General features: G+C 71.2%; 19 protein-coding genes and 1 tRNA gene. 13 read left to right on the forward strand and 7 right to left on the reverse strand.

Features of this window, described 5'->3' with window-relative positions; genetic code table 11:
* Window positions 1–40: 40 nt before the first annotated feature.
* On the reverse strand, window positions 41–2,875 hold the full coding sequence (locus ACFU8V_RS09465; protein ID WP_025103278.1) for an FAD-binding and (Fe-S)-binding domain-containing protein: 2,835 nt from the start codon (window positions 2,873–2,875) through the stop codon (window positions 41–43).
* 74 nt (window positions 2,876–2,949) lie between these two features.
* On the opposite strand from ACFU8V_RS09465, the gene ACFU8V_RS09470 reads away from it, so the two are divergent.
* Window positions 2,950–3,612 (forward strand): GntR family transcriptional regulator, encoded by a 663-nt coding sequence (locus ACFU8V_RS09470; RefSeq protein ID WP_029989224.1) that lies wholly within the window; start codon window positions 2,950–2,952, stop codon window positions 3,610–3,612.
* Window positions 3,613–3,614: 2 nt separating this feature from the next.
* On the opposite strand, the gene ACFU8V_RS09475 is transcribed toward ACFU8V_RS09470, so the two are convergent.
* A complete protein-coding gene (locus tag ACFU8V_RS09475) occupies window positions 3,615–4,553 on the reverse strand; it encodes a hypothetical protein (RefSeq protein ID WP_025103280.1) in 939 nt (312 codons plus the stop codon).
* 83 nt (window positions 4,554–4,636) lie between these two features.
* Here ACFU8V_RS09475 and ACFU8V_RS09480 point away from each other — a divergent pair, with 83 nt between their 5' ends.
* The 3 genes from ACFU8V_RS09480 (at window position 4,637) to serA (ending at window position 7,175) form a co-directional block, all read left to right on the forward strand.
* Window positions 4,637–5,107, forward strand: coding sequence for a hypothetical protein (locus tag ACFU8V_RS09480; RefSeq protein ID WP_025103281.1), 471 nt, complete (start codon window positions 4,637–4,639; stop codon window positions 5,105–5,107).
* Window positions 5,104–5,439 carry a hypothetical protein gene (locus tag ACFU8V_RS09485; protein WP_025103282.1) on the forward strand — a complete coding sequence of 112 codons (336 nt, stop codon included), beginning with the start codon at window positions 5,104–5,106 and terminating at the stop codon, window positions 5,437–5,439. The genes ACFU8V_RS09480 and ACFU8V_RS09485 overlap by 4 nt, the downstream gene beginning before the upstream one ends.
* 131 nt (window positions 5,440–5,570) lie before the next feature.
* Window positions 5,571–7,175: a phosphoglycerate dehydrogenase gene (gene serA, locus ACFU8V_RS09490; protein ID WP_025103283.1), complete on the forward strand. Its 1,605-nt coding sequence runs from the start codon at window positions 5,571–5,573 to the stop codon at window positions 7,173–7,175.
* 73 nt (window positions 7,176–7,248) lie between these two features.
* Here the strand turns inward: serA and ACFU8V_RS09495 are convergent, their stop codons facing one another.
* Window positions 7,249–7,791, reverse strand: coding sequence for a TetR/AcrR family transcriptional regulator (locus tag ACFU8V_RS09495; protein WP_025103284.1), 543 nt, complete (start codon window positions 7,789–7,791; stop codon window positions 7,249–7,251).
* Window positions 7,792–7,887: 96 nt separating this feature from the next.
* Between ACFU8V_RS09495 and ACFU8V_RS09500 the strand changes: the two genes are divergently transcribed.
* The 9 genes from ACFU8V_RS09500 (at window position 7,888) to ACFU8V_RS09540 (ending at window position 17,502) form a co-directional block, all read left to right on the forward strand.
* Complete coding sequence (locus ACFU8V_RS09500) at window positions 7,888–9,423, forward strand: MFS transporter (protein WP_025103285.1); 1,536 nt, start codon at window positions 7,888–7,890, stop codon at window positions 9,421–9,423.
* Window positions 9,424–9,505: 82 nt separating this feature from the next.
* Entirely contained in the window at window positions 9,506–10,549 is a 1,044-nt protein-coding gene (locus ACFU8V_RS09505) for a 3-isopropylmalate dehydrogenase (RefSeq protein ID WP_303709517.1), read from the forward strand.
* Window positions 10,550–10,611: 62 nt separating this feature from the next.
* Window positions 10,612–11,712 carry a branched-chain amino acid aminotransferase gene (locus ACFU8V_RS09510; protein WP_062634807.1) on the forward strand — a complete coding sequence of 367 codons (1,101 nt, stop codon included), beginning with the start codon at window positions 10,612–10,614 and terminating at the stop codon, window positions 11,710–11,712.
* 190 nt (window positions 11,713–11,902) lie between these two features.
* Window positions 11,903–12,883, forward strand: a complete 981-nt coding sequence (locus ACFU8V_RS09515) for a hypothetical protein (RefSeq protein WP_378870678.1) — start codon at window positions 11,903–11,905, stop codon at window positions 12,881–12,883.
* Window positions 12,884–12,998: 115 nt separating this feature from the next.
* Window positions 12,999–13,778: a fumarylacetoacetate hydrolase family protein gene (locus ACFU8V_RS09520; protein ID WP_303709519.1), complete on the forward strand. Its 780-nt coding sequence runs from the start codon at window positions 12,999–13,001 to the stop codon at window positions 13,776–13,778.
* Window positions 13,775–15,034, forward strand: a complete 1,260-nt coding sequence (locus ACFU8V_RS09525; protein WP_315105271.1) for an MFS transporter — start codon at window positions 13,775–13,777, stop codon at window positions 15,032–15,034. The genes ACFU8V_RS09520 and ACFU8V_RS09525 overlap by 4 nt, the downstream gene beginning before the upstream one ends.
* Complete coding sequence (locus tag ACFU8V_RS09530; protein ID WP_303709521.1) at window positions 15,031–15,795, forward strand: class I SAM-dependent methyltransferase; 765 nt, start codon at window positions 15,031–15,033, stop codon at window positions 15,793–15,795. The genes ACFU8V_RS09525 and ACFU8V_RS09530 overlap by 4 nt, the downstream gene beginning before the upstream one ends.
* A 29-nt stretch (window positions 15,796–15,824) precedes the next feature.
* Complete coding sequence (gene gltX, locus ACFU8V_RS09535; RefSeq protein ID WP_249521971.1) at window positions 15,825–17,330, forward strand: glutamate--tRNA ligase; 1,506 nt, start codon at window positions 15,825–15,827, stop codon at window positions 17,328–17,330.
* A 100-nt stretch (window positions 17,331–17,430) separates the two neighbouring features.
* Window positions 17,431–17,502: transfer RNA gene (locus ACFU8V_RS09540), tRNA-Gln, on the forward strand.
* A 53-nt stretch (window positions 17,503–17,555) separates the two neighbouring features.
* On the opposite strand, the gene ACFU8V_RS09545 is transcribed toward ACFU8V_RS09540, so the two are convergent.
* From ACFU8V_RS09545 to ACFU8V_RS09560, 4 genes are all read right to left on the reverse strand, one after another.
* Window positions 17,556–18,095 (reverse strand): hypothetical protein, encoded by a 540-nt coding sequence (locus ACFU8V_RS09545; RefSeq protein WP_144881004.1) that lies wholly within the window; start codon window positions 18,093–18,095, stop codon window positions 17,556–17,558.
* 112 nt (window positions 18,096–18,207) lie between these two features.
* The gene (locus ACFU8V_RS09550) at window positions 18,208–18,906 is read right to left on the reverse strand and encodes an ion channel (RefSeq protein WP_303709523.1); all 699 of its coding nucleotides are present in this window, start codon (window positions 18,904–18,906) and stop codon (window positions 18,208–18,210) included.
* Between the two features lie 4 nt (window positions 18,907–18,910).
* A complete protein-coding gene (locus tag ACFU8V_RS09555) occupies window positions 18,911–20,755 on the reverse strand; it encodes a glycoside hydrolase family 15 protein (RefSeq protein ID WP_303709524.1) in 1,845 nt (614 codons plus the stop codon).
* Window positions 20,752–20,883 carry a hypothetical protein gene (locus ACFU8V_RS09560; RefSeq protein ID WP_303709525.1) on the reverse strand — a complete coding sequence of 44 codons (132 nt, stop codon included), beginning with the start codon at window positions 20,881–20,883 and terminating at the stop codon, window positions 20,752–20,754. The genes ACFU8V_RS09555 and ACFU8V_RS09560 overlap by 4 nt, the downstream gene beginning before the upstream one ends.
* Window positions 20,884–20,936 lie beyond the last annotated feature (53 nt).

Genomic DNA, 20,936 nt, shown 5'->3' on the forward strand with positions numbered 1-20,936 from the left:
GCCCCCGTCGGTGATCCGACGGGGGCCCTTCGTCGCTGGACTAGTGGCGCGTGCGCTCCTCGAGCACCTCGATCACGTGGCGGTACGGGCGGCCGGTGGCGCGGGTCATGCCGATCTCGCAGGTGCGGTTGGCCGACACGAAGGCGTCGAAGCCGCCGCGGGCCGCATCGGCCGCGGAGACCTCGGCCGATTCCTGCGCCGTCGCGCTCGCGGTGAGCTCGGGGTGCAGCATTCCTCGGTCGCCGGCGAACGCGCAGCAGCCCCAGCCGTCGGGCACGAAGACCTCGTCGGCGACGGCGGCAGCGATCGTTGTCAGCGCGCCCGTCGCGCCGAGCGCGGTCGTCGAACAGGTCGGGTGCACGGCGATCGAGGGGAGCTTCGCATCGACGGAGAGGCGCGGCAGCACCTCCCGCGCGACGAACGTGGTGGCGTCCTCGATGCGCAGACCGGCGTACTCCGGATGGGCGGCGACGGCCTGGGTGAGCATCACGTCGAGGCCCTCGGTGCAGGAGGCGGCGTCGCAGACGACCGGGAGCTCCCCGTGGCGGCTGGCGTCCCAGAGCGAGGCCAGCACCCGGTCCGACATGAGGCGATAGCCGTCGAGGTGTCCCTTGGACTTCCACGGCGTCCCGCAGCAGAGCCCGCCGTTCTCCTCGGGGACCACGACGGGGATCCCGGCGCGGTCGAGCAGCGCGCGCAGGGCGTCGCGGGAGCCGGGGCCCTCGTCCTCCGGGCCGAACATCGTGCCGATGCAGGCGCCGAAGAAGACGGCCTGCGCATCGGGCGGGGACAAGGGTCGCGCCGGAGCAGTGCCGCCGCGGGGGAGGCCGCCGTCATAGAGGGGCACGGTGTCGGCGCCGAGCACCGCCCGTCCGATCCGCGTCGCGCCGCGCACGAGCGGGACGGGAAGCGCGTCGGCGACCGTCAGGGCGACGCCCCCGGCGCGCGTGACGGTGCTCCAGTGCTTCGCCGCCGTTCCCCACGCGGCCCCCTCCACGGCGTTCTCCTGCTCGGCGCGGAGGCGGCGGACGAGGTCGCCGGTGTTGATGTCCACCGGACACGCGACGCCGCACATGCCGTCGACCGCGCAGGTCTGCACGCCGTCGTAGTCGTAGTCCGCGCGCAGGTCCCGCAGCAGCGTCGTGTCGCCCTGCTCCTCGGCCCAGGCCATGTCGCGGCGCAGCACGATGCGCTGCCGGGGTGTGAGCGTGATGCTCTTGCTCGGGCACGTGGGTTCGCAGTAGCCGCACTCGACGCAGCGGTCCACCTCCCGCTCGACCGTGGGCACGCGCTTCAGATCCTGCAGATAGGAGTCCGGGTCGTCGGACAGCACGACGCCGGGGTTGAGGATGCCGTCCGGATCGAACAGCCGCTTGATCTCCCACATCATGTCGGTGAGCTCGTCGCCGTACTGCCGCCGCACGAACGGCGCCATGATGCGGCCGGTGCCGTGCTCGGCCTTGAGGGATCCCTCCTGCGCGAGGACGAGCTCGACGAGGTCGTCCGTGAAGCGGCGGTACCGCGCCACGCTGTCGGGATCGTCGAAGCGCTCGTTCAGCAGGAAGTGGACGTTGCCGTCCTTCGCGTGCCCGAAGATGACGGACCCCTCGTAGCCGTGCTCCGCGAACAGCTCGATCAGGCGTTCGCAGGTGGCCAGCAGCCGGGGGACGGGGACGACGATGTCTTCGAGGAGGGCGGTCGTGCCGGACGGCCGCGCTCCGGCGACCGCCGTGTAGAGGCCCTTGCGGACGTGCCACAGCGCGGCGCGCTCTGCCGCACCCGTGGTCAGTCGCGGAGTGACGGCAAGGGGGAGGGCGTCGAAGTGCGCCTGCGCGGTCGCGCTCGCGACGGCGAGGGATTCGTCGTCGGCGGCGTGCACCTCGACGAGCAGCGCGGCGTGGCCCTGGACGTCGATCTCGGAGATCGCGGCGGGGACGTCGCTCAGGCCCTGGGCGACGCGCAGTGAGGCGGCGTCCAGGAGCTCGATCGTCGCGAGCCCGAGCTCCGTGAGAGCGGGGAGCGCGGTCATCGCCGCCGACAGCGTGTCGAAGACGAGCAGACCGGTGGCGATCGCGGGGCGCACCTCGATGGTGCGGAAACGGGCCTCCGCGACGAAGCCGAGGGTCCCTTCCGATCCGATGAGGAGGTGTTCGAGGATCCGCACCGGGTCGTCGAAGTCGAGCAGGGCGTTCAGTCCGTAGCCCATGGTGTTCTTCATCGAGAACTGCTGTCGGAGGAAGGCGACATTCTCGGGCGAGGCGAGCAGCCGCTCCCGGAGCGACGAGAGTCCGGCGAACAGGGCGGGTTCCGCGGCGCGGAGCACGTCCGCGGCGTCCGCGCGTCCGGTGTCCAGAATCGTCCCGCTGGGGAGCACGACGACCATCGAGGTGATCGTCTGGTACGAGTTCTCCGTGATGCCGCAGGCCATGCCGCTGGAGTTGTTGGCGACGACACCGCCGATCGTGCAGGCGATCTCGCTGGCCGGATCCGGCCCGAGCTTGCGGCGGTACCGGGCCAGCCGGGTGTTCACCTGCCGGACGGTGGCTCCGGGGCCGACCCGCACCGCGGCGCCGTCGTCCTCGATGTGGATGTCACGGAAGTGGCTGCGCGTGTCGACGAGGATGTCGCCGCTGATGCCCTGTCCGGAGAGGCTGGTGCCGCCGGAGCGGAACGTGAGCGTGCGTCCGGCCGCCCGGACCGCCGAGAACGCGCGGGCGACGCCCTCCGCGTCCGCGGGGGACAGCACCGCGTCCGGGACGAGCAGGTAGTGCGAGGCGTCGTGGGCGCGGGCGAACCGGTCGATGGATCGGGCGTGGACCTGCGTCTCGGCTCCCAGCAGCGCCGGGTCGAGAGGGTGGTCGAGGGTGGTGGGCACGGTGCTCCTCTGCTCCGCTCAAAGATTGTCAGACAAGTGTACTGAACGACGGACGCCTCACTAGACTGTTCCGCATGACCTCGATCGCGGAGCGCCCCCTCGGCGTGGTCGGCGTGGTCGACGCCGTGACCGGACAGCTGCGCACCCGGATCCTCTCCGGCGAGATCCGCTCGGGGGAGCCGCTCACCGAGGCGGCGGTCTCCCAGGCCTACGGCGTCGCCCGTCCCAGCGCGAAAGCGGCCATCGAGCAGCTGGTGGCCAGCGGGCTGCTCGTGCGGACGGCGCATCGCACGGCGCGCGTGGTCGGCATCGAGGCGGAGACCGTTCGCGACGTCTACCGCACGCGGATCCGGCTGGAGAGCGCGGCGCTGCGCGAACTGGCGGAGACCGCCGCCGTGCCGGCGGCCGCTGTGGCGGCGAACGCCGAGCTGCAGGCGATGGCACCGGGCCCCGATCCCGCGACGGTCGACCCCGACCTCCGTTTCCACACGGCCCTCATCGACGGGCTGGGCAGCGAGCGCACCAGTCGCATGTACCGGAGCGTGCTGGACGAGGTGCGGCTGTGCATGGCGCAGGTGCAGGGGCGGCGTCTCCTCGACGCGGAACTCATCGCCGCGCAGCACGCGGAGATGCTCGAGGCCGTCGCCGCCGGGGACGCGGAGCGCGCGGCCGCGGTGCTGCGTGCCCACCTCGCCTCGGCGGAGGATCGTCTCGTCGAGGCCCTGGGCGCCTCCTGACGTCAGCCCGCGTCGGCGGGGGCGTCCTCGATCTGGATCGGGGCATCCGTCGGGTCGGCCCAGACCGGAGCAGGCAGAGGCGTGTCGACCTGGCCGGCCTGGATCGCGCGGAGGGCTTCGGTGATCTCGTCGGCATTCTCGGGCACCGCCAGGCCGCAGGTGCGCAGCTCGGACGCGAACTGCAGGGTGAGCCGGATCTTCCCCGCCTCGATGGCCTCGGAGGTGGTGCCGGTGCGGATCTCGCTGCCGGTCTGGATCGCGGGCACCTCGTCGCAGACGTGATAGACCTTGCCGCCGTCGACCCACACGACCTCATCGGCCCCGAGGAGCTGGATCACGGCGGACTGGTCCGCGGTGTACTGCTCGACGGACGGCGGGGCGAGGCTCGTCCCGACGATCGCGGCGAGGACGGCGAGGACGATGCCGACGATGCCGGCGGTCGCCTTCTGTCCCTTGTCCATGTCCTTGTTCAGGAAGATGAGGATGACCAGGGGGAGGAAGGCGACGACCGCGATGATCGCGCCGAGCTGGTTCTGGACGAAGAACCGCGTCCTGTCCGCGCGCCGCGCCGGGTCGAGGGTGTTGGCCTTCTTCCACAGGATCGAGCCGATGATCGACAGTGCCGCGATCACGACCAGCAGGACGAGCAGGGCGATGAACGCCCACTGCGGGAACTGCGCCGTCGCTCCCTGCTCTTCCAGGAGGCCGGTGTCCGGATCGCGGACGAGCGCGCCGCCCTCGTCGACGAACTCGCGCTGGCGCAGGAGCCAGAAGATGCCGACGGCCTCGCCCGCGATCGCGAGCGCCCAGAGGAGCGCGGCGATGATGCGGAAGCGCGTCGCGGAGGCCTTGGCCTCCGGGCTCGGCGTCCAGCCCGCGGGCGGTTCGCCGGTCGTGGCACGACGCGGCGCGGCGGAAGACGTCTGCTCGTTCTCGGCCATGGTTGTCCTTTCCCCCGAAAGTGCCCGGCGACCCCGCCGAGGCATCCCCGAGCCTAGTGGCCGCGGTGTCCTACGCTGGAGAGATGACATCCGATTCGGACGACGCCCTGAGCTGGGAGGGCGACGACAGCGCGGAGCGACGCCCCCGGGACGCCGCACGGCGCACCACGCCGGCTCCGGAACCGACCCCGGCCGAGGCCGTCACCCCCGCGGCGTCCGCACCGGCGTCGGGGGACGAGACGACCGCGGCGCCCTCCGGGCTCAGCAACGCGATGCTGGTACTCGTCGGCGTCGTCGGCGGCGTCTACCTGCTCTACACCCTCGGCTGGATCGCGGGCGGTCTCCGGCTGCAGCCGCTCGCCTCGTTCCTCGTCGCGGATTTCATGTTCCTGCCCTGGTTCGTGCTGGCGATCGCCGCCCCCGCGCTGTGGTTCCTCGCGACATGGGTGCTGACGCGGGGCCGGGCCTCCTGGATCCGAGCCGCCGTGCTCCTGGCGGGCGTCGTGCTGCTCGTGCCGTGGCCGTTCGTGACCGTGGGGGTGATCGGCTCATGACCACTCCGAAGTCCCCGTCCGCGGTGGCGACCGGCTCGCCGCGCTGGCTCGTATGGACCGTCGTCGCCCTCGCCGGGCTCTTCTACGCCTACGCGGTGTGGAACGCGGTCGCCCACCTCATCACCATGGCCCAGACCGGCCTCACCGGCACCGGATGGGCGACGCTCCTGTTCGGCGTGGTGTTCCCCGTCCTCGTGTTCGGGTTCGCCTTCGCGATCGGTCGGCGGCGGCGGGTGGGCGAGCTCGCTCTGACGTTCCTCGCCGGACTCGGGATCGTCGCGGTGTTCTGGATGAGCCTGCTCGCGCTGAGTCTGACGCTGCCCAGCGCCTGAGCAGGATCCGTCACGCCGTCACACGGCACGGAGCGGTCCCGGCGCTCCGGTAGAGTTGTCGCGATCGCGCCCCCGACGGTGTGCGGCGCATCGGCCCCTCCCGCCTGTCGCGCTGCCCCGAAGGATCCACTGTGCCGAAGCCTGTCGTGCTCATCGCCGAAGTACTCTCTCCCGCCACGATCGAGGCGCTCGGCCCCGACTTCGACGTCCGCCACGTCGATGGCACCGATCGCGAGGCGCTCTTCGCCGCCCTCGCGGAGTCGGACGCGGTGCTCATCCGCTCCGCCACCCGCATCGATGAGGAGGCGCTGTCGCACGCGCCGAAGCTCAAGGTCGTCGCGCGGGCCGGTGTCGGCCTCGACAACGTCGACATCAAGGCCGCGACCGCGGCCGGCGTCATGGTCGTCAACGCACCGACGTCGAACATCGTCTCCGCCGCCGAGCTGACGGTCGGCCACATCCTCAGCCTGGCCCGCCGGATCCCGGCCGCGCACGCCTCGCTGTCCGCCGGGCAGTGGAAGCGCAGCTCCTTCACCGGCGCCGAGCTCTTCGAGAAGACCGTCGGCATCGTCGGACTCGGCCGGATCGGCGCTCTCGTCGCCGCTCGCCTCGCCGCCTTCGACATGCGCGTGGTCGCGTACGACCCCTACGTCACCTCGGCGCGCGCCCAGCAGCTCGGCGTGCAGCTCCTCTCGCTCGACGAGCTCGTCGCCGAGGCCGACTTCCTCACGATCCACATGCCCAAGACCCCGGAGACGACGGGCATGATCGGCGCCGAGCAGTTCGCCGCCATGAAGCCGACCGCCTTCGTCGTCAACGTCGCCCGCGGCGGGCTCATCGACGAGGAGGCGCTGCACGAGGCGCTCGTCGCCGGCGAGATCGCCGGCGCCGGCCTGGACGTCTTCACCTCCGAGCCCCCGGCCGAGGGTGGCAGCGCCCGCGCTCTGCTCGACCTCCCGAACGTCGTCGTGACCCCGCACCTCGGTGCGAGCACGGAAGAGGCGCAGGAGAAGGCCGGCGTCTCGGTCGCGCGCTCGGTGCGGCTCGCGCTCGGCGGCGACCTCGTCCCGGACGCGGTCAACGTCGCGGGCGGCGTCATCGATCCGTACGTGCGTCCCGGCATCTCGCTCGTGGAGAAGCTCGGCCAGATCTTCGCCGCGCTGGCCACGTCGCCGCTCACGAGCCTCGACGTCGAGGTGCACGGCGAGCTCAACGACTACGACGTGAGCGTGCTCAAGCTCGCCGCCCTCAAGGGTGTCTTCACGAACATCGTGAGCGAGACCGTGTCGTACGTGAACGCGCCGCTCCTGGCGGAGCAGCGCGGCATCACGGTGCGCCTGCTCAAGGACGACGTGAGCGAGGAGTACCGGAACGTCATCACCCTCACGGGGGCGCTGTCCGACGGATCGCAGCTCTCGGTGTCGGGCACGCTGACCGGACCGAAGCAGGCCGAGAAGCTCGTCGGCATCAACGACCACGCCCTGGAGCTGCCGATCGAGAAGCACCACGTCGTGATGCTCTACACCGACCGCCCCGGCATCGTGGCCGTCTACGGGCAGAAGTTCGGCGAGGCCGGGATCAACATCGCCGGCATGCAGATCTCGCGGCTCGCAGCGGGGGACCAGGCGCTCAGCGTGCTGACGCTCGACTCGCCCGTCTCCGAGGAGTTGCTGGACGACGTGCGCGGCGCCATCGACGCCGACCTCTTCCGCCAGATCGAGATCACCGAGGTCTGACACCGCAGAGCGGGGGAGAAGGGCGGGAGCGCGATGCTCCCGCCCTTCTCCGTATCTGCAGCCTTTTCCGGCGTCAGGCGGTGGCCCGCAGCACGAGCGCGATGAGATCGGCGAGCTCGTCGCTCCGCGGGACCAGGCGCTCCGGGCCGTGCACGTCGAGCGAGTTGTTGAAGTAGAGGCCGTCGCTCACGAGCATCACGAGGTCGAGGCTGGCGGTGTCACGGACGTGCGGACGGATCGTCTCCGCCCAGCGGCGCCGGGTATCCCGGAGCATGTCGGACGCGGCGGTCGAACCGCCCTGGGCCAGCCGGGTCGTGGCGATGAGCGCCCGATCGAGGGCGTCGTCCTCCATCACCGAGGTCCGGACGTAGTACGCGACGGGACCTTCGTCGGCGGTGCGCATGCGCTCCAGGTCGAGCGTGGTCAGGTGGTCGAGGCGCTCCAGGAGCCCGGCCTCGAGGTCGTCCTTGGAGCGGAAGTGGTAGAGCAGGCCGCCCTTCGACACGCCCGCGGCCTTCGCCGTGGCCTCGAGCGTCGCGGCGCGTTCGCCCTCGTCGATGAGAATCGCCTCGAAGGCGTCGAGGACCTTCTCGCGGGCGAGGGGAGGGCGGGGCATCGGTCATCCTCTGAGCGGAAACGGGAGGGCGGCATCTGTTACTATACCAGCCGGACGGTTTAGTAACGAGTCGTCCGCAGGAAGGAAAGGTGTTCCATGACCCGTACTGCGTCGATCCCGACGACAGAGACGGAAGCTTCCCGCGTCGGGGCTCGGGGGTGGGCGGCGCTCGTCGTCCTCATGCTCCCGGTGCTGCTGGTGTCGGTGGACAACACGGTGCTGAGCTTCGCGCTGCCCGAGATCTCGATCTCGCTCGCGCCGAGCGGGGCCGAGCAGCTCTGGATCATCGACGTCTATCCGCTCGTGCTCGCCGGACTCCTGGTGACCATGGGAACGCTCGGGGACCGCTTCGGGCGTCGCCGCCTGCTCCTCATCGGCGCCACCGGATTCGCCGTGGTCTCCGCGCTGGCCGCCTTCGCGCCGACCGCGGGCCTGCTGATCGCCGCCCGTGCGCTGCTCGGCTTCTTCGGCGCCATGCTGATGCCGTCGACGCTGTCGCTGCTGCGATCGATCTTCCAGAACCGCGACCAGCGCCGCATGGCCATCGCGGTCTGGGCGTCCGCGTTCTCCGCCGGATCCGCGCTCGGCCCGATCGTCGGGGGCTTCCTCCTCGAGCACTTCGCGTGGGGCTCGGTGTTCCTCATCGCCGTCCCCGTCCTCATCCCGTTGCTCATCGCCGCACCGCTGCTCGTGCCGGAGAGCCGTGACCCCAACCCCGGCCGCATCGACCCGCTCAGCATCGCCCTCTCGATGGCCGCGATGATCCCGGTCGTCTACGCGATCAAGTCGTTCGCGGTCGACGGTCCGTCGCTGTACGCCGGGGGATGGGCTCTGCTCGGTCTTGTGATGGGGACGCTGTTCGTGCGCCGTCAGCTCCGCGCCGACACCCCGATGCTCGACATGGCGCTGTTCCGCCGTGGGTCGTTCTCGGGCGCGATCCTGGTGAACCTGCTCAGCGTCGTGGCCCTCGTCGGGTTCCTCTACTTCGTCTCGCAGCACCTGCAGCTCGTGCTGGGGCTCTCGCCGATGGTCGCGGGCCTCGCTCTCGTGCCCGGGATGGCGGCCATGATCGTCGCCGGACTCACGGTGGTGCCGATCTCGCGGCGGGTTCCGCCGCATGTGCTCATCCCGGCGGCGCTGGTGTTCTCCGTCGCGGGGTACCTCATCGTCGCCTTCACGACGCACGAGCACGGCGTGGCACCGCTCATCCTCGCCTTCGTCGTCCTCGGCATCGGCATCGGTGCGGCCGAGACCATCTCGAACGAGCTCATCCTCTCCAGCGCCCCCGCGGCGAAGGCGGGTGCCGCGAGCGCGGTGTCCGAGACGGCGTACGAGCTCGGCGCCGTGCTGGGGACCGCGATCCTCGGCGGCATCATCACCGCGTTCTACCGCGGCGCGCTGGTGCTGCCCGAGGGGCTTCCGGCCGAGGTGGCCCGCGCTGCGCAGGAGACGCTGGCCGGCGCGTACACCGCCGCCCACGAGCTCCCGGCCGCGCTCGGCGACGCCCTGTGGCAGGCGGCGGCCGACGCGTTCGGCTCGGGAGTCACGGTCACGTCGCTCATCGGTGCGGGCCTCGTCGTCGTCGCGGCGGTCATCGCGGCCGTCACACTGCGCAAGGCACCCACGCACTGACCACTACGCTGGGGGGACCGGCCCGTCCGACCCGCGGTCGCGCCGCGGCCGGTCCACCCCCGTGCAGTGCGCAAGGAGTCTCATGTCGCGTGTCGTGAAGCTGGCCGTCATCCCGGGTGACGGCATCGGTCCCGAGGTCATCGCCGAGGCGGAGAAGGTGCTCGACGCCGTCACCGCCGACAGCGCCGTGACGTTCGACAAGACCCGCTTCTCGCTCGGTGCCGGCCGGTACCTCGAGACCGGCGACACGCTCACCGACGACGACCTCGCCGCGATCTCCGCCCACGACGCGATCCTCCTCGGCGCGGTCGGCGGCACGCCGGGGGACCCGCGCCTGAGGGACGCGAACATCGAGCGCGGACTCCTGCTGAAGCTCCGGTTCACCCTCGACCACTACGTGAATCTGCGCCCCTCGAAGCTCTTCGCCGGAGCGCCCGGTCCGCTGTCCGACCCGGGCGAGGTCGACTTCGTCGTGGTCCGTGAAGGGACGGAGGGGCCCTACGTCGGCAACGGCGGAGCGATCCGGAAGGGGACGCCGCAGGAGGTCGCGAACGAGACCTCCGTGAACACGGCGTTCGGCGTCGAGCGGGTCGTCCGCTACGCCTTCGCGCTTGCCGAGCGCCGCCGTCAGAAGCTCACCCTCGTGCACAAGACCAACGTGCTCGTGCACGCCGGTGCGATCTGGCAGCGCATCGTGAACGAGGTCGCCACCGAGCACCCCGACGTCGCCGTCGACTACCTGCACGTCGACGCCGCCACGATCTTCCTCGTCACCGATCCCTCGCGTTTCGACGTGATCGTGACGGACAATCTCTTCGGTGACATCCTCACCGACCTCGCCGGCGCCGTCACGGGCGGCATCGGCCTCGCCGCCTCGGGGAACATCAACCCCGATGGCGCCTTCCCGTCGATGTTCGAGCCCGTGCACGGCTCGGCTCCGGACATCGCGGGTCAGCAGAAGGCCGACCCGACCGCCGCGATCCTCTCCATCGCGCTGCTGCTCGACCACCTCGGCCTGACGGCCGAGTCGGCGCGTGTGAGCGCCGCGGTCGAGGCGGACATCGCCGCCCGCAGCGGTGCCCGCACCACCGCGGAGATCGGCTCCGCGATCACTGCCCGTCTCTGAACGGCGGGCGTAGGCTGACAGGGCGCGAGGATGCGCCCACCCCACGAGGATTGGATGACGACATGACGACGATCGACGCCGAGACGAGCGTGGCTCCCCTGGAGTTCGCCGTGACGAAGAACCTGAACGCGGCCTCGCCGGCACGCGTCGCCGAAGTGCTGGAGAACCCCGGTTTCGGGGTCGTCTTCACCGACCACATGGTCGACATCTGCTGGTCGGCCAAGGGCGGCTGGCACCGTCCGCGCGTGCAGCCCTACGGCCCGATCCCGCTCGACCCCGCGGCGTCCGTGCTGCACTACGCGCAGGAGATCTTCGAAGGCATCAAGGCCTACCGGCACGCGGACGGTTCGATCCACACCTTCCGTCCCGACCGCAACGCCGCGCGCCTGCAGGCGAGCGCCCGCCGCCTGGCGCTGCCGGAGCTGCCGACGGAGTACTTCATCCAGTCGCTGCGCGAGCTCATCGCCGTCGACGGCCGCTGGGTGCCCTCCGGCGCCGACCAGAGCCTGTACCTGCGGCCGTTCATGTTCGCCAAGGAGGCCTTCCTCGGCGTGCGCGCGGCGCAGAAGGTCGCCTACTACGTGATCGCGAGCCCCGCCGGTGCGTACTTCACGGGAGGCGTGAAGCCCGTGCGGATCTGGCTCTCCGAGGACTACGCCCGCGCGGGTCGCGGTGGCACCGGCAAGGCGAAGACGGGCGGCAACTACGCCTCCAGCCTCCTGCCGCAGGCCGAGGCCAGTGCGAAGGGCTGCGACCAGGTCGTGTTCCTCAACGAGAACCGCGATGTCGAGGAGCTCGGCGGCATGAACGTCGTGTTCGTGTTCAAGGACGGTCGCGTCGTCACGCCCGAGTCGGACAGCATCCTCGAGGGCATCACGCGCGACTCGCTGCTGCAGCTGGCCGAGGACCGCGGCTACACGGTCGAGAAGCGTCCGATCTCGATCGACGAGTGGCGTGAGGGCGTGGCCTCCGGTGACATCGTCGAGGTGTTCGCCTGTGGCACGGCCGCGGTCGTGACCCCGATCGGAGCGCTCGTGGGCGAGGGCTTCGACGAGCCGCAGCCGCTGGGCGAGCTGGCGCTGTCCCTCCGTGAGGAGCTCACCGACATCCAGTACGGGCGCCGCGAGGACAAGCACGGCTGGCTGCTCCGCCTCGACGCCTGATCCGATTCCCCGAGACCCCGTCTTCCCGCCGACACCCCGCCGTGTCGACGCGTGGAAGGCGGGGTCTCGGCGTGTACCGGGGGGCTCGCGCGCTGGGACTGTTCCTGCACAATGCGGGGGGAGTGGGGGAAGAGAGGTGGGGGGTGTGGAGAACGAGAGGTGAGGGGAGTAGGCGGGGGAGAGTGAGGGGATGTCGCGGCGCCTCTCGTTCTCCGAAGCCTGGGATCTTGTGCGATCGCGGGAGGACGTCCTCGACACGGGGGTCACGGAACGGGAGCTGGGGGAGGCGGTCGCACACGGCAGGCTGCGGCGCGTGCACCGCGGGGCGTATGTCGACGGGGAGGTCTGGGACCAGCTGTGGCCCGAGGGAAAGCAGCTCGTGCGGGTGTGCGCCGTCCGTCGGGCCAGCCTCGGCGGAGGTCCGGTGTTCTCGCATCTCTCCGCGGCGGCGCTCTGGGGGCTGCCGCTCGTGGGGCCGATCCGGGACGACGTGCACACCGCGATCCGCAGCCGTCGGCACAGCAGGACCGAGGCCGGGGTCGTCCGACACCAGATGGCGCTCGACGAGGGCGACATCGTCCGGCGGCACGGGCTCCGGTGCACCTCGTTGATCCGTACCGTGGTCGACCTCGCCCGGCTGCTGCGTCCGGAGGCCGTCGTCGCGGCCGGGGACGCGGCTCTGCGGATGGTCTCGATCGACGGACACGAGGTTGACCACGGTGAGGTCGACGCCTGGCGGGCCGAGGTCGACCGGCTGTGCGTGGCGGGGCTCCGGGGTGTGCGTCGCGCGCGGTGGATCGGAGCCTTCGCCGACGGACGGGCGCAGCTTCCGGGCGAGAGCGTGAGCCGCCTGCAGCTCCACCGACTCGGCTTCCGGGACATCGATCTGCAGATCCCCGTCGTCGGCCCCGACGGCGCGCGGTACTTCGCCGACTTCGGGTTCCCGCGGTCGCAGGCCTTCGGGGAGTTCGACGGGGAGGACAAGTACCGGGACGCGGAGCTGCGGACGACGCCCACGGCGGCCGATGCGGTGATGGCGGAGAAGCACCGCGAGGACGAGATCCGTGGGGTCACGGGGTGGCGCGTGGTGCGCTGGGGCTCCTCGCACATCCGCACCCCCGAGGATCTCGGGCGCCGGCTCGCCGCGTTCGGCATCCGCCCGCCCGGCTGAGGTCTGTCGAGCCCCCGGGGTCGCGTCGAGACCCCACCCCGCCTCCGCACGTGAGCCGGGGTCTCGACGAGAGAGCGGGGTCTCGACGGGGGAGCAGGGGATCTAGGGTGGAGGGATGAAGATCGCTCGGTTCCGCCACGACGACGCCATCATGTACGGGATCATCGACGACCGCGAGCTCGTGGTCCTCGCCGGGGACCCGATGTTCTCCGGGTACGAGACCACCGGCGCGCGTATCCCGCTGACCGAGGCCACGCTGCTCGCGCCCGTGATCCCGCGCTCCAAGGTCGTGTGCGTCGGGAAGAACTACCACGACCACGCCGCCGAGATGGGCGGAGTGGCCCCCGAGGAGCCGCTGCTGTTCCTCAAGCCGAACACCGCCGTGATCGGCCCGGACGACGCGATCGTGCGTCCTGTCGCGCTGTCCGAGCGGACGGAGTACGAGGGCGAGCTCGTAGTCGTGATCGGACGGATCGCCAAGAACGTGAAGGCGGAGAACGCCCTCGACCACGTGCTCGGCTACACGATCGGCAACGACGTCACGGCGCGCGACCTGCAGCGCAAGGACGGGCAGTGGTCGCGGGCGAAGGGCTTCGACACGTTCTGCCCGCTCGGCCCCGTGATCGAGACGGACTTCGACCCCGCGCAGGCCACCATCGAGACGCGGGTGAACGGCGAGGTCCGCCAGCATGCGCCGCTCACGGACATGATCCACTCGGTCGCCGCGATCATCGAGTACGCCTCCGCGGTGTTCACGCTCCTTCCGGGCGACGTCATCATGACGGGGACTCCCGCCGGCGTGGGCACCTTCGCGGCGGGCGACACGGTCGAGGTCGAGATCTCCGGACTCGGCATCCTCCGCAACACCGCGCGCGACGCCGCTCCCGCGTCATGACCGAGGTCGCCCTCACGGCGACGCAGCAGCAGGCGGTCCAGCGTCGCACCGTGCTCGTGCTGTCGCTGGGGCAGGTGCTCGGCGGTATCGCGTTCGGAGCCACCGTGTCGCTCGGTGCGCTGCTCGCCGCGGACATCTCCGGCAGCGACGCGCTCTCCGGACTCGCGACGGCGTCGGTGACCCTCGGAGCCGCGGTCTGTGCGATCCCGCTCGCCCGGATGGCCGCGCGCCTCGGACGGCGTCGCGCCCTCACCCTCGGCAACCTCTTCGCCCTCGTCGGCATCGCCGTGGTGATCCTCGCGGCATCCGTGCGCGTCTTCCCGCTCCTGCTCGTCGGCATCCTGCTGATCGGTGCGGGGAACGCCGGCAATCTGCAGTCCCGGTTCGCGGCCACGGACCTCGCGGCCCCGCAGCATCGTGGGCGCGACCTCTCGATCGTCGTGTGGTCCACGACGATCGGCGGCGTGGCGGGCCCGCTGCTGCTCGGTCCGGGGGAGATCGTCGGCCAGGCGATCGGCATGCCGCCGCAGACCGGCTCGTACGTCTTCTCGTTCGTGGCGCAGGGCGCGGCGCTCGCGCTCTACCTCGTCGCCCTCCGCCCGGATCCGCTGCTCGCCGCGCAGCGACTCGCGCAGGCGGCGGCCGCCACGACGAGCGCCGCCGTGGCGGACCGCCCGCGCGTGGCCCGCTACGCGATCTTCGCGATCGCGGGCTCGCACGTGGTGATGGCCTCGGTCATGGCGATGACCCCGGTGCATCTGTCCCACATGGCGCACGGCGCCCACGGTGCGGCGGCGACCCCGGCCGACGTCTCGGCACTCGTCGGCATCACCATCGCGCTGCACGTCGGCGGCATGTACGCGCTCTCGCCGGTGTTCGGAGTGCTGGCCGACCGCTGGGGCCGGCTGCGCGTGGTGCTGCTCGGGCAGGCGCTGCTCGGCGGTGCCCTGGCCTTCGCCGTCTTCGCGGGCACCGAGGCGTGGGGTGTCATGGTGGCGCTCATCCTCCTCGGCCTCGGGTGGAGCGCCGGCACGGTCGCCGGCGCCGCCCTGCTCACCGAGGCGTCGGCCCCCGACGTCCGCACGCGGCGACAGGGACGCAGCGACTCGCTGATGAGCCTGTCAGCCGCCGCCGGGTCGGTCCTCGCCGGCGTCGTGCTGTCGAACTTCCAGTACGCCGGGCTCGGCATCGCGGCCTCCGTGCTCGTCCTCGCGATCGTCGCGCTGTCGCCGCTCGCCCGGAGCAGCGCGCGGTGAAAGCCTGGGACGGCGTCGGGGAGGCCTATGCCGCCTCGTACGCCTCCCTGTGCGCGGGCACGGTCGATGTCCTCGCCGCAGCCCTCGGACCAGCGGAGGGTCGCAGCGTCCTCGATGTCGGGGCGGGGGAGGGTGGCGTCGCGGCCCGCTTCGCCGGTCTGGGGTGGAACGTCACGGCCTGCGAACCCGAGCCGACCATGCGCGCCGTCGCCCGCCGGCGGCACCCGACGCTGCGCATCATCGACGGCGGCCTGCCGACGCTGCCCTTCGACGACCGTTCCGTCGACGCCGTCGTGGCGAACTTCGTGCTGAACCACGTCTCCTCCCCGCGGACCGCCGCCCGGGAGCTGGGGCGGGTCGCACGGGAAGCGGTCGCCGCGACGACTTGGACCCGTTCCCCGTCGTGGTTCTGGACAGAGGTCGTCGAACGCGCGGGGCTGCCGCCGTCTGCGGGGGAGAGGCTTCCGGCCGAGGAGGACTTCGATCGCACGGCGGACGGCTTCGCGGCCATGCTCGTCGAGGCCGGACTCCCGGAGGTGGCGGTCAGCGAGCACACCTGGACCTGGCGCGCCGACCCGGACGCCCTGTGGGTCTCGGTCGAGGGCGGTGTGGCCGGCGCCGGGGCGCAGTATGCCGGGCTCTCCTCCGCCGAGCGATCCCGGTTCCGCGCGGGGTTCGAGGAGACCGTCGCGGCGCATCGGGTGGGAACGGTGCTGCCCCTGGAGCACCGCGCGGCCGTGGCGGTCTCGCGCCGGGGCTGACCGGCCCGCACCCGTAGAATCGAAGGGCTATGGCTACTCCGCATCCCCTCACCACGACCGCCAGCGGCGCCGACGTCCGCGTCCGCTTCTGCCCCTCCCCGACGGGGCTGCCGCACGTCGGCATGGTCCGCACGGCTCTGTACAACTGGGCGTACGCCCGTCACAACGGCGGCAAGATGGTGTTCCGCATCGAGGACACCGACGCCGCCCGCGACAGCGAGGAGAGCTTCCGCCAGCTCGTCGACGCGCTCACGTGGCTGAAGATCGACTGGGACGAGGGCGTCGAGGTCGGCGGACCGCACGCCCCGTACCGCCAGTCCGAGCGGCACGACATCTACCGCGAGGTCATCGACAAGCTCCTCGCGACGGGCGCGCTCTACGAGAGCTACTCGACGGCCGAGGAGATCGACGCCCGCAACGAGGCCAACGGCCGCGCGAAGCAGCTCGGCTACGACAACTTCGACCGTGGCCTCACCGATGAGCAGAAGGCCGCCTTCCGCGCCGAGGGCCGGCAGCCCGCCCTCCGCCTGCGGGTGCCGGACGAAGACCTCACGTACGTCGACCTCATCCGCGGCGAGGTCACCTTCCCCGCCGGCTCCTTCCCGGACTTCGTCGTCGTGCGCCCCAACGGCGTGCCGCTATACACCTTCGTGAACCCCGTCGACGACGCGCTGATGGGCATTACCCACGTGCTCCGCGGCGAAGACCTCATGCCGTCCACTGCGCGACAGCTCTCGCTCTACGCGGCTCTCATCGACGCAGGTGTGACGACGTTCGTGCCGCGGTTCGCCCACATGCCGCTCGTGCTGGGGGAGACCGGAAACAAGAAGCTCTCCAAGCGCGACCCGCAGGCCGATCTGTTCCTGCACCGGGAGCGCGGCTTCATCCACGAGGGCCTGCTGAACTACCTCGCGCTGCTGGGCTGGTCGATCGGCCCGGACCGCGACGTCTTCTCGCTCGACGAGTTCATCGCCGCGTTCGACATCGAGAACGTGAACCCCAACCCGGCCCGCTTCGATCAGAAGAAGGCCGAGTCGATCAACGGCGACCACATCCGCATGCTCGACGTGAAGGACTTCGCCGAGCGCACGGTGCCGTACCTCGCCGCGGCCGGCCTGTTCGACGAGCCGACCCACGAGCAGCTCGTCCTGGCGTTCCGTGCGGCTCCGCTGGTGCAGGAGCGCGTGCAGCTGCTGGGCGAGGTGCCGGGCATGCTCGGCTTCCTGTTCCGCGACGAGGTGTCGTACGACGCGGATGCGCTCAAGGGGCTGCCGGCCAACGCCGCCGAGGTGCTCGACGCCTGCGTCACCGCGCTGGAGCCGGTCACGGACTTCACCCCGGAGAAGATCCAGGAGGCGCTGTCGACGGCGCTCGTGGAGAACCTCGAGCTGAAGCCGCGGGTGGCCTACGGGCCGCCGCGTGTGGCCATCACCGGACGCCGCGTCTCGCCGCCCTTGTTCGAGTCGATGGAGCTGCTGGGCAAGGACGAGTCGTTGCGGCGCCTGCGCGCGCTCTCGGCGTTCCTCGCGAACTGATCCGCGACGCGCCCGAGCGGCGACACGGCACCGGTGGTTTTGGTGATCGGTCGCCGCTCGGGTAAGCTTGACTCTCGGTGCGAGGCTCCGGTTTCGCCCTTGGGGTATGGTGTAATTGGCAACACGGCTGATTCTGGTTCAGTTGTTCTTGGTTCGAGTCCAGGTACCCCAGCACTTCGAAAACCCCCGCTCCGGCGGGGGTTTTTCGCTTCCGGCACGGTGGCCTCAGTGCACGAAGACCTTCAGCACGATGAAGACCATGCCGAATGCCGCGGTGCCCGCGGCGCCCAGCAGCCGTACCCACCAGACGCTGCCCCGTCCGAGGAAGGCGATGTAGCCGAGCAGCGCCAGAATCACGACGCCGGACCAGAGGGCGGCGTCGTTGGCGAGGTCGTCGGGGATGAGCCGCGTCGTCCCGGCGGTGAGGATGAGGCACGGTATGGCCGCGGCGCCGAGCATCCCCAGGGAATCGGCGAGGGAGTGGCGGAGGGCCGCTCCGATGCCGATCACGTGGCCGTCGACCTCACCGTGCCGGGCCACCGTGCCGGCGTACACGTGGGCACCCCAGAAGACCAGCACCGTCGCGATGACCGTGAAGAGCACCGACGCCGACGTCTCGCCATGGGAGGAGGACAGCGCGACCAGACCGCTCACCAGGATGGTGCCGTACACGGCGGACTCGGTGCCGAAACCGGGACGCAGGGTGCGGCTGGCGTTCAGCAGGGCGGCGCTGGCGGGGTCGGGTCGCGGAGCCGGGTCGCTCATCGCCGTCACCTCCCTCCTCGCGTCGTCGGCCGTGGCCGTGCGGCGCGCACGCCGACGCGTCGAACCGTAGCGGGGAACCGGTCAGGGCACATCACCCCGGGAGTGTGACGGCTCAGGTCTCCGCCGCGCGGCCGGGATCGTCATCGACGGCGTCCTCCCGCAACCGCGGGCGCCGTTCCCAGCCCGTCACGACGCGCGCGACGACGGTGACGAGGAAGAGCTGCCCGACGACGGCCTCGCAGATCGCCACGCTCTGGGCGCCGGCCTCGACCGGGACGACATTGCCGTAGCCCGTCGTCGTCATCGTCGTGAACGAGAAGAAGAGCACGTCGGTGATGGCGTCCGGCTCGCGTCCTCCGAAAAGCGGGCCGCCGGTCAGCGCGATCGCGCTGAAGACGTAGGTGAAGAACATGCCGATCAGCAGGTAGGCGCAGACCGCCGCCCAGAGGGTCCGGGCGTCGATGCGCCGCCCCCGCAGCTCCGAGGCGATGATCACCACCAAGGCGAACAGGTAGGCGGCGGCCGCGGCGACGCTCAGCCCGACCGCGAGCACGGTGCCGGGCTGTCCCATCGCGAAGGCGGCGATGGTGACGAGCAGGACGATCCCGAGCGCGGCGTCGCCCACCGCTTCCGTCCTCCGCCGCACCCCTGCGGCGTGCAGCGCCGCCGCGACGGTGAGCAGCTGCGCGGCGAGCGCGACGAGACTCGGGCTCGCCGACGCCTGCGCCGCCGTAAAGCCGTACGACACGACGATCGAGGCCAGGACCAGCGGGTAGCCGCGCAGACGCCTCCACGTCGATCGCGTGCCCATGGCCTCAGCGCGCTCGATCGAGCCGGTCGTTCAGCGACAGTGCCGCGTCGATGAGGGCGAGATGCGTGAAGGCCTGCGGGAAGTTCCCGATCTGCTCCCCGGTCGGCGAGATCTCCTCCGAGAACAGCCCGACGTGATTGGCGTACGTGAGCATCTTCTCGAAGACGAGCCGTGCCTCGGCGACGCGCCCCGCACCCGCGAGCGCCTCCACGTAGAGGAAGGTGCAGAGGGAGAACGTGCCCTCCGAACCGGCGAGCCCGTCGGGGGACGCCGCGGGGTCGTATCGGTAGACAAGGCTGTCCGAGAGCAGCTCGTCGCCCATGGCGTCCAGCGTGGACAGCCACATCGGATCCCTCGGCGCGATGAAGCCGACCTGCGCCATCTTCAGCAGTGAGGAGTCGAGCACCGTGTCGCCGTAGTGCTGCACGAACGCCTGCCGCTCGGAGTTCCAGCCGAGCGCCATGATCTGCGCGTACACGGCGTCCCGCTCGCGGATCCACCGATCGAGCGGCGCCGGCCGACCGTGGACTGTCGCGAGACGGATGCCGCGGTCGAAGGCCACCCAGCACATTAGCCGTCCGTAGGTGAAGTCCTTGCGGCCGCCTCGGGTCTCCCAGATGCCCTCCTCGGGCTGATCCCAGTTGTCGACGAGCCAGTCGAGCAGTTCGCAGACGGTGACCCATCCCGGATGGCCGATCGGCGCCCCGTGCTGATCGAGGTACCAGATGGCGTCCAGGGCCTCCCCGTAGATGTCGAGCTGCAGCTGGTCGGCCGCGCCGTTGCCGATGTGCACGGGGGAGGAGCCGCGATAGCCGCTCCAGTGGTCGAGGGTCTCCTCGCGGAGGTCGGGGGACCCGTCCACCCGGTACATGATGGCGAGCGGGCCGGCGGCATCCGACGCGCGTTCCGCGACCCGGTCCTTCAGCCAGCCGCCGAGCGTCACCGCCTCGTCGTGGAACCCCATCCGCAGCAGCGCGTGGACCGAGAAGGAGGAGTCCCGCACCCAGGTGTACCGGTAGTCCCAGTTGCGTTCGCCGCCGATCTGCTCCGGCAGTGCCGCCGTGGGAGCGGCGACGAGGCCGCCGCTCGGCGCATAGGTCATCAGCTTCAGGGTGATCGCGGAGCGATGCAGGAGTTCGCGCCAGCGGCCCGAATACGGTGACTGTCCCACCCAGTCCTGCCAGAATCTCGCGGTGTCGTCGTGGAGCCGCTGGATCTCCTCGGGGCTGATCTCCCTCGGGACGGCGTCCGGGCTGGTCTCGAGCACCACGCCTCGGACGTCACCCGTGTGGAGCGTCACCGTGAGCGTCAGGTCTCCGTCGTCGTCCCTGAGCGCACCCGTCGACCGCTGATCGGTGGGATGGCGGACCACGCTGACGGCGAGCCGTGCGTCCTCGGCGACGAAGAGCGCACCGGCGTCGCTCACCTCGAGCGTGTGCGCCCGCCGGCCGTAGTCGAACCGCGGGGCGATCTCGACCGCGAACGTCACGGTTCCGCGGACGCAGCGGAGGAGACGGATCAGGCTGTGTCCTTCGCGGGCGGATTCCCCTGCCGTGGGCATGAAGTCGACGAGCTCGGCGACGCCGTCGTCCGTGAGGAACCGGGTGATCAGGATCGCGGTGTCGGGGAGATAGAGCTGCTTCTTCGTGAAGGAGTCGGTCTCCGGGCGGATGCGGAACCTCCCGCCGTCCTCGTCCAGCAGCCCGCCGAAGATGCTGGGCGAGTCGAACCGCGGGCTGCAGAACCAGTCGATGGTGCCGTCGGTCGCGACGAGGGCGGCCGTCTGCAGGTCGCCGATGAGCCCGTGCTCGGCGATGGACGCCGGCGCCTCGGGGGCAGGGGCGTTCATCTCGGCCGTCCCGGTTGGTCGTGCCGCGCGTCGGCGGGTGGCGGTGCGGCACCGTCCGCCTCCTGGCGCAGGAGCGCGGAGATGTCGATCGGCTGCGTGTCCGTCGCGGTGGGATCCATCGTGCGCATGGCTACTCCCTCGTTCGCGCGCCCCCGGTGGGCGCACGGCGCCACCGTACGTC

Source organism: Microbacterium sp. NPDC057658, assembly GCF_042799975.1.
GTDB lineage: Bacteria > Actinomycetota > Actinomycetes > Actinomycetales > Microbacteriaceae > Microbacterium.